11 protein-coding genes are annotated in these 12250 nt (G+C 64.0%); 3 read left to right on the top strand and 8 right to left on the bottom strand.

The annotated features are described in order from the left end of the window. The first annotated feature begins 16 nt into the window (after positions 1 to 16). Positions 17 to 322, top strand: coding sequence for a hypothetical protein (locus LAN37_00355; protein ID MBZ5645655.1), 306 nt, complete (start codon positions 17 to 19; stop codon positions 320 to 322). 40 nt (positions 323 to 362) lie between these two features. Here LAN37_00355 and LAN37_00350 read toward each other — a convergent pair whose 3' ends face one another. From LAN37_00350 to LAN37_00315, 8 genes are all read right to left on the bottom strand, one after another. Continuing rightward, positions 363 to 1976 carry a citrate lyase subunit alpha gene (locus tag LAN37_00350; GenBank protein MBZ5645654.1) on the bottom strand — a complete coding sequence of 538 codons (1614 nt, stop codon included), beginning with the start codon at positions 1974 to 1976 and terminating at the stop codon, positions 363 to 365. Continuing rightward, complete coding sequence (locus LAN37_00345) at positions 1973 to 3193, bottom strand: citrate lyase ACP (protein MBZ5645653.1); 1221 nt, start codon at positions 3191 to 3193, stop codon at positions 1973 to 1975. Before LAN37_00345 ends, LAN37_00350 begins: the two co-directional genes overlap by 4 nt. Further along, positions 3156 to 4391 (bottom strand): isocitrate/isopropylmalate dehydrogenase family protein, encoded by a 1236-nt coding sequence (locus tag LAN37_00340; protein MBZ5645652.1) that lies wholly within the window; start codon positions 4389 to 4391, stop codon positions 3156 to 3158. The genes LAN37_00345 and LAN37_00340 overlap by 38 nt, the downstream gene beginning before the upstream one ends. Next, a complete protein-coding gene (locus LAN37_00335) occupies positions 4391 to 4702 on the bottom strand; it encodes a hypothetical protein (GenBank protein ID MBZ5645651.1) in 312 nt (103 codons plus the stop codon). Before LAN37_00335 ends, LAN37_00340 begins: the two co-directional genes overlap by 1 nt. Positions 4703 to 4716: 14 nt before the next feature. Then, on the bottom strand, positions 4717 to 5016 hold the full coding sequence (locus tag LAN37_00330; GenBank protein MBZ5645650.1) for a hypothetical protein: 300 nt from the start codon (positions 5014 to 5016) through the stop codon (positions 4717 to 4719). 85 nt (positions 5017 to 5101) lie between these two features. Next, complete coding sequence (gene lysF / locus LAN37_00325) at positions 5102 to 7063, bottom strand: homoaconitase (protein MBZ5645649.1); 1962 nt, start codon at positions 7061 to 7063, stop codon at positions 5102 to 5104. A 42-nt stretch (positions 7064 to 7105) separates the two neighbouring features. Then, positions 7106 to 8557 carry an MmgE/PrpD family protein gene (locus LAN37_00320; protein ID MBZ5645648.1) on the bottom strand — a complete coding sequence of 484 codons (1452 nt, stop codon included), beginning with the start codon at positions 8555 to 8557 and terminating at the stop codon, positions 7106 to 7108. Positions 8558 to 8587: 30 nt separating this feature from the next. Continuing rightward, positions 8588 to 9148, bottom strand: coding sequence for an HDIG domain-containing protein (locus LAN37_00315; GenBank protein MBZ5645647.1), 561 nt, complete (start codon positions 9146 to 9148; stop codon positions 8588 to 8590). A 269-nt stretch (positions 9149 to 9417) separates the two neighbouring features. Here LAN37_00315 and ppk1 point away from each other — a divergent pair, with 269 nt between their 5' ends. Beyond that, a complete protein-coding gene (gene ppk1 / locus LAN37_00310; protein ID MBZ5645646.1) occupies positions 9418 to 11553 on the top strand; it encodes a polyphosphate kinase 1 in 2136 nt (711 codons plus the stop codon). Positions 11554 to 11637: 84 nt separating this feature from the next. Then, a complete protein-coding gene (gene sixA, locus LAN37_00305) occupies positions 11638 to 12165 on the top strand; it encodes a phosphohistidine phosphatase SixA (GenBank protein MBZ5645645.1) in 528 nt (175 codons plus the stop codon). Positions 12166 to 12250: the final 85 nt, after the last annotated feature.

Below are 12250 nucleotides of genomic sequence, written 5' to 3'. Positions count from 1 at the left end.
AGTTGGCCGCTTTCTGATGCGGAAGCGGATCGTCTGCATCACCCGCAAGGACCGCGCCGAAGACCCGCACCGGCACATCTCGCACGTCGGCATCGGCGACGACGACGGCTGGAAAGAAGTGCTGATGGTCGAAGAGGTAGTCGCGCACCTGCGGCGCGAGAACGGAGATCGGTTCTACGTGCGCGGGCGAGATGGATGGGAAGCCGAGGTGAAGCTGGGGAAGTGCCCGTTCTGCACCGATCCGCATCCGGCGCTGTGTTCGGTGGCAGACCTTACGGCGAAAGACAAGCTGCTGACGCTGAGCCCGTGCGGGGACATTTGAAATGAGGAGACGCCTTGCCGGGCGTCTCTGCCGTGGATTCTTACTCTGCGCTGGCCGATGGTGCGTTCGAAACCGGCCCAATCACCTGCCAAACCGTGTCCAGCACCGAGCCGTCCACCCACTTCACTACGGCCACTGGGCGGTCGCCGAGGCGCGGCTTTTGGGGCTTGCCGCCGCAGATTCCTTCAACCTCACGCTGGATCTCCTGGATGGGCCGGAAGGGCAGCTTCGAGCCCTTCGTCGCATCGATCAGGTCTTTTCGCCTCGGGTTGATGGCGATGCCGCGCTCGGTGACGACAACGTCGATCAGTTCGCCCGGGCCGGTTAGGGTCGTGACCTTGTCTACGATCACCGGAATGCGGTCGCGGAACGATGGCACCGCCAGGATGGTGCAGCCGGAGAACAGGCAGTTCTGCCAGCCACCGATGCCGTGCAGCAGGCGGCCATCGGAGTGGGTGACGACGTTGCCGTTGAAGTCGACGTCCACCTCGGTCGCGCCCAGCACGACCGCGTCCACGAACTGCCCGTAGAAACCCTTGCCGTGGAAGTTGTACGACGTGAACGGCGATGTGGGAATGTGACGCGGGTCGCTGGCGATGGACTGCACGCCGGCGAGATCGAACGTTTGCCCGTCGAGGATGTAGTCGGTGAGCCCTTCTTTGAGAAGGTCCACCAGGAACTGGGTCGAGCCGCCGCGCACGAAGCGCGCCTTCACGCCGGCTTCTTTCATCATGTCGCGCAGGTACTGCACGAAGGCCAGCGCGATGCCGCCGGCGCCGGCCTGGAAGGAGAAGCCGTCGCGCATGATGCCGGCGGCGCGCAGGAACTCCGCCACCAGGCGCGCGATGCGCAGGCGGTCGGGGCTGCGCGTGATCTGCGTGGTGCCGGAGACGATCTTGGTTGGGTCACCGATGGAGTCCACTTCGACCACGAAGTCCACGTGGTTGCCCTGGATCTGCGCCGGCACGCAAGGGAAGGGAACCAGGTTGTCGGTGACCACGATGACCTTGCCGGCGTACATCGAGTCGGCCAGCGCGAATCCAAGCGACCCGCACGCCGACTTCCCGAATGCGCCGTTGGCATTGCCGAACGTGTCGGCGGTGGGCGCGGCGATCACCGCGATGTCGATGTGCACCTCGCCGTCCTGGATGGCCTGCCAGCGTCCGCCGTGCGAACGCAGCACGCCCATGCCGCGCATCCTTCCTTGCGTGCAGTAGTCGCCCAGCGGGCCGTTCATCGAGCCCTCGATGTGGTGCACGGCCCCGCGCTCCATCAGCTCGATCACCGACTCCTGCGAGGGGAACGAGGCCGACGGAAACCACATCAGGTCTCTAATGCCCATGCGCGCGGCAGTTTCGAGCATCCGCACGGCGATGACATCGCCGTTGCGCAGGTGGTGGTGATTGGAGACGACCATGCCGTCGCGCAGGCCGCACAGCCGCAGCGCGGTTTCGAGATCGGGCAGCCGCTTGTCGCCGCTTTTCGGATAGTCGGAGGCTGACGGGATAGGCGGCGCCGCCTTGCGTCCCTTCGCCGGTACGCCGTCCACGCCCGCGTATGGCTGCTGCTTCTTGCCGTTGACCAGGGTCGGGACCTCGCGCCCTGCGGCGTTGGTCACCAGTTCCGGTGCGGTCTTGGATGCGGCTCGCTTCATGCGTTGTCCTTTACCAGACCCATGCTTCGCGCCCGTGCCACCAGCTTCAGCGCACGCTGTACTACCGGAGGATCGATCATTTTCGAACCCAGCGAGACCACGCCCAGGCCTTTTGACTGTGCTTCGTCATACGCGGCGACAATCTTCAGTGCCTTCTCGATCTCCAACTCGCTGGGCGCGAACGCCTTGTGGATGACCTCGATCTGCAACGGGTGCACGCAGCCCATGCCTTCAAAGCCCATGGCCCTCGCCGCGATGCCCCAGCGCAACAGGCCTTCCATGTCGCCGATGTCGCCGTACACGGAGTCGTTCGCCTGCAGGCCGGCAGCGCGCGCGGCATTCACCACGCGCTGGCGCGCGAACAGTGACTCCGTGCCAGTCGCAGTCTTTACCACGCCGAGATCGGCGGTGTAGTCCTCCAGGCCAATGGTCAGAGCCACGTTGCGCCCGCTGGCCTTGGCGATGGCGAACGCGTTCTCGATCCCCAGCGCCGACTCCAGGATCGGGATCAGCCACAGTGGCCGGTTGATGCGGTGCTTCTTCTGGATCTCTCCGATCCGCCGATCCACTTCCACCACCTGCGCGGCGGTTTCAACTTTCGGGATGAGGATGAGGTCGGGTCTTTCCGGTACGATCTCTTCCAGGTCCTCCAGTCCGAGCGGGCCCTGGTTGATTCGTACCATACGCTCGCACGCGCCGAAGTCCACCGAGCGCAGCGTGTTGCGCACCAACAGGCGCGCCGCATCCTTTTCCTGCGGATGCACCGCGTCTTCCAGGTCAAGGATGACCGCGTCGGGCCCATGCAGCGCCGCGTTGATGAAATATTTCGGCTCCGAGCCGGGCAGGTAGAGCCTCGAGCGGTGCAGGTGATCGCGCGCGGTCGGCGGCGGATCCACGTTGCGTTCCGGCAGCGCGCGACGGCCATTGACCAAACCCGCTCGACGCGCCGCCGCTTCGATGCGGGCCGCGATGGTGAACGGCAGAGCGCCTTCGTCGTGGATTACGACCTGTGCGTGTTTGACGCGGAGCTGCTCCAGCACCTCGCGAGCTTGTGCCCGGATCTGCCGCCCGTAGTAGGGCGCGACGCGCGACTCGAGCTCCAGCTTCAGCCCGCCCGAAGTGCGCGGCTCGATGGCCACGTGCAGGTCCGAGCGGATCTCCGCGCCCCAGTGCCCGGCCTCAGCGGGCCGCGGCGGGCTCGCCTTTGCTTTCGGCATGCTGTATCCGTTTCTCGACCGCGCGCAGGATGGCGTCGGTCATCTGAATGGTCGAGGCCGCGCCCTGCGAGATCGCCTTGGCGCCGCCGGGGATGCGCATCATGTCGTAGGTGCGTACTTTTCCTTCCTTCACCACGTCGCCGACGGCGTCCCAGATCGTCTTCGATCTCTGGTGCTCGCCGATGTGGTCGAGCATCATCGCGGACGACAGGATCATGGCGATGGGGTTGACGATGGGCGGCTTCAGCTCCGCGTACTTGGGCGCCGAGCCGTGCGTCGGCTCAAAGACCGCGACATCGTCGCCGATGTTGCCGCTGGCGGCGAAGCCCAGCCCGCCGACGAGGCCGGCGAAGGCATCCGAGATCACGTCGCCGAACAGATTTGACGCGATCAGCACGCCGTACTCCTCGGGGTTCTTGGTCAGCCACATCATCTGGGCGTCGATGTTGGTGCTCCACAGCGGGATCTCGGGATATTGCTTCTGCACTTCCCTGGCGACCTCTTCCATCATCCCCGAGGTCTCGCGCAGCACGTTCGGCTTCTCGCAAATGGTCACGCTCTTGAAGCCGTGCTTGCGCGCGTACTTGAACGCCGCCTCAGCGATTCGGCGCGCGTTCTCGCGGGTGATGATGCGCAGCGACACCGCCAGGTCCGCGCCCTTTACATCCTTGAACGGCTTGAATTTCGGATGTGAGGCGAAGGCCGCGCGGACGTTCTCCGGCGGGTTCGTCCACTCCACGCCCGAGTAGAGCCCTTCGGTGCCCTGGCGGAAGATGACGGAGCGCACGTGCGGCTCATCCCAGCCGCCGTCCGTCTTCTTGCGGATGAAGTTCAGCGGATTGCCCGGGAAGCCGATGCACGGGCGCATGCAGATATCCAGGTTGAAGCGCTGGCGCATGGTCACGATGGGGCTGTAGTAGACGTAGCCTTTACCTTTCAGGGCAGACTTCAGCTCCGCGTCGGCTTCTTTCTTCGGCTTCGAGGTGATGGCGCCGAACAGGCCGAGCTTGTGCTTCTCCAGCAGCTCGACGGTTCGGTCGGGCAGGGCATTGCCCTCGTTGCACCAGATCTCCCAGCCGATGTCGGCATGGATGTACTCGGCGTCGAAATCGACGGCGTTCAGCACACGCAGGGCTTCCGGCAGGACCTGGTTCCCGATGCCGTCGCCCGGCATGGTCACAACTGTGAACTTCGCCATTAGTGCGTGTCTCCTTCCGAACTCCTTATGTATCGAGTCTCAATTCCGCCAAAGTTAAGCGACAGCTTGCCATCCGGGGCGATGCGGTATTTCGTTCTCTCTTCGCGTGGCTTGGAATGCTGGTTGGTCACGATCTCGTCACCTTCCACCCGGAAATCGAGCAGGATCGTGCTCTCGCGGTGCGGGTCGTTCATGGTGTAAACGAGTTCGCCGCCCTCGAGGAACTCCAGGGAAACGTCGCCATACTTGGAGTAGCCAGTTGCGTCGGTCGCGTCGGAAGTCCACTTTCCGAGCAGTTGTTCGATACCCATCGCGTCTCCCTGAGCTACAGTGACATTGACCTTGCGCTGCGGCCGTCGGCGGTCTCGATCAGGCGCACTAACGCCATTTGTCCGTGCGCCAGCGCGGTGAGGCCCCAGACGTTCTTCGTCCGGCGCACCGGGATGGGTGTCGCCTTGCTCAGGTCGCGCGCAAGCTGCCCGCCGACCTTGTTGCTGATCCCCAGCACGCCTTCGTAGTCGAATTCCTTCGCCCACTTGGCCAGCGCTGCTTTCGCGTTGGGCGCGGACACCTGCTGCACTGCCGAGGTACCGCGATGCTCCAAGACAATCGTGAATAACGACATAAGAACAAATCCTTTCAGGGTGTCATCCTGAGCGAGCGCCGCTTCTAGGGCGGCGCGAGTCGAAGGACCCCTACCTTTTCCAACACTACCGTGTTGCGGCGTGCGACTCCCGTAGTCCTAGTTTCTTCGCCACCAGGTTCTCCACTCCGCCCGCGATCACCAGCGACTGCGGAACTGTCCCCAGCGGCGAAAATCGGAACTTCTCCCCGCGATAAGTGATCTCGCCCGAGCGAAAATCGATCAGAACATCATCGCCGGGCACGATCGTCTTGTCTTTTTCTTCCGCAAAGGCCCTCTTCAGCTTGCCCACGAATTCCGGCACTTCGATGCAGAGGAAGCCGTTGTTGAAGGCGTTGCGCAGGTAGGTCTGCGAAAAGCTACCCGCGATGACCAGCGGGATGCCCGCCGCTTTCAGCGATGTGACCGCCTGCTCGCGGCTGGAGCCGGTGCCAAAATTGAAGCCGCCGACCACCACATCACCCGCACGCGCATTCTTGGCGTACTCGGCATCATAATTCCCGAAGATGACCTTGGCCATCATCTCCGGCGTCATGTCGTCGCGATAAGTGTACGTGCCGGGATAGATGCCGTCGGTGTTGAGGTTATCTTTCGGCATGAACACCAGTCGGCCGCGCACTTCGCTGGGGAAGCCGGGCAAGATCTCGACGGTCTCGTCCGCTGTCTTGGCCTGGAACTCGGTGTAATTGCGATTGATCACGTCGGGGCGGGTCTCCGACGGGCGCGGCGCCGTAATGAATCCTGCGACCGCCGACGCCGCCACGACCGCCGGACTCGCGAGATAGCACTGTGCGTCCTTCGACCCCATGCGGCCCTTGAAGTTGCGATTGGTGGCGGAAATGCCGACTTCGCCGGGCTCCAGAAGTCCCGTGCCCAGCCCGATGCAGGGGCCGCAACCGGCGGGAAGCGTGACGGCGCCGGCATCCAGGATGGTCTGCCAAATGCCGCGCTTCTCGGCCTCGGCCTGCACTTCTTTGCTCGCCGGCGCGAGATAGAACTTCACCGTCGGCGCGACCTTCTTGCCTTTCAGCACCTGCGCCGCGGCCTCCAAATCCTCCACGCGCGAGTTCACGCACGAAACCAGGTACGCCTTCTGGATGGCGATCTTCTTCGGCCCGATCTCCGCCAGCGACGCCATCACCTGCACCGTATCCGGGCCGGAGACGTGCGGCGTCACCTCATTCAGATTCAGCACGATCCGCGCCGCGTATCGCGCGTCGGCATCAGGACAGGGCGGGTCTTTCTCCCAGCGCACGATGTCAGCGGCGGTGAAGCGCTCGATACCTTGCGCCTTCAACTTCGCGTGCACGCTTCGCACGTATGCGATGGTGGCGGCATCCACCGGGAACCAGCCGACGAGCGTGCCCCACTCGGTGCTCATGTTGGCGATGGTCAGGCGCGCGTCCACGGAGAGCGACGCCAGGCCGGGTCCGCCGACCTCCACCACCGCGTTCAGCACCTCTTCCTGGTTGTAGAGCCCGCACAGGGCGATGATGACGTCCTTGCCAGTCGCGCCCTCGGGCAAATGGCCCTCGAGCACCACCTGCACGGTGCGCGGGATCTGCCACCAGAACTCGCCCGTGGCCCAGATAGCAGCGGCGTCGGTGCGCACCACCGGCGTGCCGATCGCTCCCAGCGCGCCGTACATGTTAGAGTGCGAGTCTGAGGCCACCACGAACGAGCCCGGCGTCACGTAGCCATTCTCCACCATGACCTGGTGTCCGATACCGGTGCCCGCGGGATAGAAATCGATGCCGTGCTCGCGCGCGAATGCTTCGATGGCGCGGTATTTTTTCAGGTTCTCTTCCGTGGTGTTCTGAATGTCGTGATCGAGCGCGAAGACCGGCTGGCACGGGTCGAGCACCTTCTGCGCGCCGATGCCTTTGAACTTCTTGATCACCGGCGAGGTGTTGTCGTGGGTCATCACGTGCTTCGGCCGGATGGAGACGAAGTCCCCCGCCCGCAGCGGCCGCTTCGGACCTTCCGCGAGATGTGCCTGCGCGATCTTCTCAACGACTGTTTGGCCCATCAGCAACCCATTTCACCGCAGAGAACGCAGAGAATCCTTTTTCTAGCTCGCTACTCTGCGCTCTCTGCGGCCTCTGCGGTTAAATTTTTGCGCCGGCACCGCGACACTCTCTGCTTTGAAAAGTCGCATCAGTTCGCTTACGGGCTGCTGTTTCTCCAGCTTCCAGATGGCCCCGATCGCCTTGCGTCGCCCGTCTTTCGACATCACTGGCCCGGCCAGCGCCTCGAACTTCTCCTCGATCTCTTTATCCGAGAGCGGATTCCGCGGATCGCCCTTGGGGTAATCGAGCTGCTCGGTGAATTCCTTCCCGCTCGTGGTCTTGATCGTGACGTGCACCCGCTGCAGCGCCGGGAAGACCTTTTCGATCTTCGAATCGGCGACCACCTTCACCTTGTGCAGTTGCTCGCGGATGCGCGGGTCCATGATCTTCTCGTTCTTGAACTGCACGGGCGTGACCTGGCGGTCCACGATCGCCGCTGCGATGACGTAGGGCAGCGAGTGGTCGGCGGTCTCCTTCGAGCGCGGATCGTACTTGCTGGGGTCGCTCAGGATGTCGGCGGCCCGCGCCAGCGAGCGGATGGTCACAGTTTCGATCTGCTCCGGCTTGAGGTCGTGTTTCTTGACCAGCTCGAGCACCGCCGAGATGGGCGCGTGGGTCAACGCCTCGGTGGGGAAGAACTTCATGCCGCATTGCGTGATGCGCCACGACTTGCCCAGTCCGTCAGTCAGGACATTCAGCTTCCATTCGGGCCCAAAGCAGTGCATCAGGCCTTCCTTGCCGTCCACCACGTGCTCCGGCCCGGTGTAGCCCTTCTCCGCCAGCAGCGCCGCCAGCACGCCGGATTGCGTCGCCATCGGGTCCACGGTGTTCTTCATCATGGTGAGCTTGCCCGCGGTGACCGCGCCCAGCGTGCACTGGCGTGACGCCGAGATGCCGATAGCGTGCTGGATCTTCTCCCAATCGAGGTGCAGCGCGCGCCCGGCGACGATGGGCGAAACGAATGCAGTCAGTGTTGCGTGATGCCAGCCGCGCTCGCGGATGCCGGGGAAGGCCGCCTCGCAAAAGCGCTGCTCGAATTCATGGCCCAGCACGAAGCCAACGATCAGTTCCCGCCCGTCGCCCTTGGCACGCTCGACACAGGCCATGGCGGCGGGGAAGATGTCGGAGGGATGCGACGGATCCTGCTTCCAGTAAATGTCGTTGTAGTCCATGCAGCGGATCATCAGCGCGTTGGCCAGCGACGCCGAAACCGCGTCCACGCGCTTGCCGGTGCCGATCACGGTGGCCGGGCCGGGTGCCGCGATCTCGTCCAACACTTCCAGCGCGATCTGCACGTCGTGCACGCCGTAGCCGCCCAGCGCGCAACCCATCGAATCCAGGAAGTACCGCTTGGCCTGGTACACCGCCTCTTGCGACAGGTCGCTGAACTTCAGCCCCGCCGCCCACCTCGCCATCTCCGCCGTGATCGTTGGCTTGCCGCTACCCACACCCATGTATGAGTCCTTTGTTCCGAGAACTGACAACTACTTCTTCAGCGTCTTAAACGGCTCGAACGCCATGAAATCCGCGTGATGCACGATCCAGGCCTCGGTGGTGCGCTTTACCTGCGCCCCTTCGGCGGCGTGTGCCGCGATGATGTGACACACCTTCTCCGGCACGCCGCACTCCATGGCGAGCGCCACTCCGGTGAACGGATGTCGCAGGAACTCTCCGCGTTCGCTTTGGCGGGTCTTGCCGCCGACCTTCTCGTACTCCAGCAGCTTGCCGACGTCCGCCAGGATGGCGCCGGCGATCACCGTATCCATGTCGATCTCGAGCGCCCGCCCCATGAATTTCTTCATCACCTCCGCGGACCGCCGCGCGATATGCACCACGCACCGCTTGTGCTCCATGAACGTGGTCGAGCAGTTGGGAATGAGCAGGGTGAACGGGATCTCGTCGAGGTCTTCGGCTGTGAGCGGGCTCAGCTCGAAGGCTCGCACCCACGTCCGAGTCGTTTTGTCGCGCAGGCTTCCGTCCTTGATCCACCTCAGCTCGGGCCAAAGCTTTTGAACAGTCCTGCGCAATTCCGGATTCGCCGACATTCCGGGTTTGCTCCCCGGGCTTGCAGGTGTGATCGACTTAGTCACGCGGCGTCCTCCAGCCAAACGCTCAAGGATAAACCCCGGCTGAAGCACCCGTCGAGGACATCCCAGACGCCCGTGAGCCGCGCTCTTGACGCCGCCCGAGGCCGTCCCGCCCATCCCCAGACATCCAGTCTATCTATCTTATTTTCAATAAGTTACTTCGTATCGCCGAGGTCACTTGCCGCCCCTGTCGCCTCGGCATACGATAGAAGTCTCCCCTTGCTCCCATGGCCCGGTCCTTGGAAAACCCGGCGTACTACATCAACCCGGAAGCCTCCTGGCTCAAGTTCAACCGGCGTGTGCTTGAAGAAGCCGAGGACGAGCGCAACCCGCTACTGGAGCGAGTCAAGTTCCTGGCCATCACCGCCAGCAATCTGGACGAGTTCTTCGAGGTCCGTGTCGCCGCCCTGCTGCAGCGCATTGAGGACGGCTACACCGAGCCGGGCGCCGACGGCATGGCTCCCGCCGACGAGCGCGACCTCATCGCCCGCGAGACGCACGAGTTCGTCGGCGCGCAGTATCGCTGCTGGAGCGAGGGTCTGCGTCCCGCCCTGTCGGATCAGGGCATTCGCGTCCTGGGCCTGCACGAGCTCGACGCCGACCAGCTCTCGTACCTGAACGATTACCGCCAGCGCGAGCTCGACCCGCTGCTCACGCCGGTCACCATCGATCCTGCGCACCCTTTCCCGCGCGTGCTGAACAAGGCGCTGTGCGTGGCCTTGCTGCTGCGCCGCCGCCGTCGCGCCGCCGGAACGTACATGGGGGTCGTCACCGTCCCGCGCGCCCTGCCGCGCCTGGTCCGCCTGCCCGACACCGAGGACTATGTCTTCCTCGCCGACCTGGTCACGATGCACGCCGCCGATATGTATTCCGGCTACGACATCATCTCTGCCGCGGCCTTCCGCGTCACCCGCAACAGCAATCTTTATCTTCAGGAAGAGGAGTCGCGGAACCTGCTGGAGTCGGTGCGCACCGAGCTGCACAACCGCCGGCGCGGCGACGCCGTCCGTCTGGAGATCGAGGCAGACGCCAACCCCGAGATCATCGAGCGCCTGCGCACCGAGTTCGAGCTGGAGAACTGGCAGGTCTTTCCCACCGACGGACCGGTGAACGTCTCCCGGCTGATGACCCTCTACGAGCAGAGCGGAAAGCAGGAGCTGAAATATAGGAGCTTTGTAGCGCGCGAGTTCCACCTGACCGCCAAGTCGCGCGACCTGTGGGAGGAGATCCGCCGCCGCGACATCCTCCTGCACCACCCCTTCGATTCCTACGACACTGTGGTCTCGTTCATCGAGTCGGCCTGCGAGGACCCGCGCGTCCTCTCCGTCAAGCAGACGCTCTACCGCACAAGCCAGAACTCGCCCATCGTGAACGCTCTGGTGGACGCGGCGCAGGAGAAAGAGATCACCGCCATCGTCGAGCTCAAGGCGCGCTTCGACGAAGCGCCGAACATCAAATGGGCGCGCTACCTCGAGGACGCCGGCGTGCAGGTCTTTCACGGCGTCGTCGGCCTGAAAACCCACTGCAAGCTCACGCTCATCGCCCGCGAGGAAGCCGACGGAGTCATCCACCGCTACGCCCACCTCGGCACTGGCAACTACAACGAGATCACCTCGCGCTTCTACACCGACGTCAGCCTGTTCACCGCCGACGAGGAGGTCACCTCCGCGGTCCATGCTGTCTTCCATTTCCTGACCGCCTACTCCGAGCGCGACAGCTACCAGCCCTTGCTGGTTTCGCCCCTCAACCTGGCGGAGAGCTTCTTGTCGCTGATCGGCCGGGAGGCCGAGCACGCCCGCAAGGGCCGCCCGGCGCGCATCATCGCCAAGATGAACGGCCTGCTCGACAAGAACATCATCCAGGCGCTGTACCATGCCTCGCAGGCGGGAGTGCAGATCGACCTCATCGTGCGCGGCAAATGCGCTTTGCGGCCGGGGATCCGCGGCGTCAGCGACCGCATCCGCGTGCGCTCCCTGGTGGGACGCTTCCTCGAGCACAGCCGGATCTTCTATTTCGCCAATGGCGGCGAGGATGAGATGTACGTCGGGAGCGCCGACTGGATGCCGCGCAACCTCTACGACCGCGTCGAGGTCGTGTTCCCGGTGCGCGATGCCATGCTGCGGCAGCGCATGCTCGACGAGGTGCTGCGCGTCTATCTCTCCGACACCGTCAAGGCCCGCCTGCTCCAGCCCGACGGTTCCTACGTTCGCGCCGAGCAGCTGCTCACTTCACGCCGCAAGCAGGCTGCCGATCTCGGCCCCGCCGGCTTCAACGCGCAGGAATTCCTCATCGGTCTCGCCGAGGGCAAGCAGGCGCTGGAGTCGGTCCCCGTGCCCAGCAAGTCGCGCGTGCGCGCCCGATGAGCGGTGTCTTGCGATTTTGCCGTCCTTTCACAAAACGTTCACCGCGGTTTAACATTTGTCCGCTGAAATACACAGGGACTTGCCATGATCGTCTATTTCCTGCGCCACGCCAGCGCAGGCCAGCACAAAGGTGACCCGGCCAAGGACGAGAAGCGTCCACTCGACAAGGACGGCATCGAGCAGTGCGGCTACATCGGCCGCGCGCTCGCGGCCATGGACATCCACGTGGACACCATCCTCTCCAGCCCGCTCAAGCGCGCCACCCAGACCGCCTCGCTCGTCGGCAACGAGATCGCGTTCGAGGGCAAGCTCACCATCGACAACGCTCTCCGTCCCGAAGCCAGCTTCGCCCAGTTCGGCGATCTGCTCACCCGCAACGCCAGGGCCGAAGCCATCATGGTGGTCGGACATAACCCCAATCTGAGCGAGTTCCTCAGCCTGCTGATCAGCAATCGCAGTTCAGAATCGGCGGTGGATCTGAAGAAGGGCGCGGTGGCCCGCGTCGAAGTGGACAAGGCGGCGACGCTCCAATGGTGCCTCACGCCCAAGCTGGTGCGCACCGTTCACGAAAGCTCTGCGAACAGCTCCCGACCGAACAAATCCCGGAAGTGACGCCGCGTCGCGGGCGCGAGCGAGGGGGTTTTACCGCCGAGCGGGAGCCCGCGGGCGTCATCCTGAGCGAAGCGAAGGATCTCCC

The organism is Terriglobia bacterium (assembly GCA_020073495.1).
Classification (GTDB): Bacteria; Acidobacteriota; Terriglobia; order Terriglobales; family Acidobacteriaceae; genus JAIQFD01.
This window is presented reverse-complemented; position numbering and strand designations above follow the sequence as displayed.

Bases quoted from the DNA above. Each gene is read 5' to 3' on its own strand.
- LAN37_00330 (MBZ5645650.1), bottom strand. From the start codon at position 5,016: ATGTCGTTATTCACGATTGTCTTGGAGCATCGCGGTACCTCGGCAGTG.
- LAN37_00340 (MBZ5645652.1), bottom strand. From the start codon at position 4,391: ATGGCGAAGTTCACAGTTGTGACCATGCCGGGCGACGGCATCGGGAAC.
- LAN37_00320 (MBZ5645648.1), bottom strand. From the start codon at position 8,557: ATGGGTGTGGGTAGCGGCAAGCCAACGATCACGGCGGAGATGGCGAGG.
- lysF (MBZ5645649.1), bottom strand. From the start codon at position 7,063: ATGGGCCAAACAGTCGTTGAGAAGATCGCGCAGGCACATCTCGCGGAA.
- LAN37_00345 (MBZ5645653.1), bottom strand. From the start codon at position 3,193: ATGCCGAAAGCAAAGGCGAGCCCGCCGCGGCCCGCTGAGGCCGGGCAC.
- ppk1 (MBZ5645646.1), top strand. From the start codon at position 9,418: ATGGCCCGGTCCTTGGAAAACCCGGCGTACTACATCAACCCGGAAGCC.
- sixA (MBZ5645645.1), top strand. From the start codon at position 11,638: ATGATCGTCTATTTCCTGCGCCACGCCAGCGCAGGCCAGCACAAAGGT.
- LAN37_00315 (MBZ5645647.1), bottom strand. From the start codon at position 9,148: ATGTCGGCGAATCCGGAATTGCGCAGGACTGTTCAAAAGCTTTGGCCC.
- LAN37_00350 (MBZ5645654.1), bottom strand. From the start codon at position 1,976: ATGAAGCGAGCCGCATCCAAGACCGCACCGGAACTGGTGACCAACGCC.
- LAN37_00335 (MBZ5645651.1), bottom strand. From the start codon at position 4,702: ATGGGTATCGAACAACTGCTCGGAAAGTGGACTTCCGACGCGACCGAC.
- LAN37_00355 (MBZ5645655.1), top strand. From the start codon at position 17: ATGCGGAAGCGGATCGTCTGCATCACCCGCAAGGACCGCGCCGAAGAC.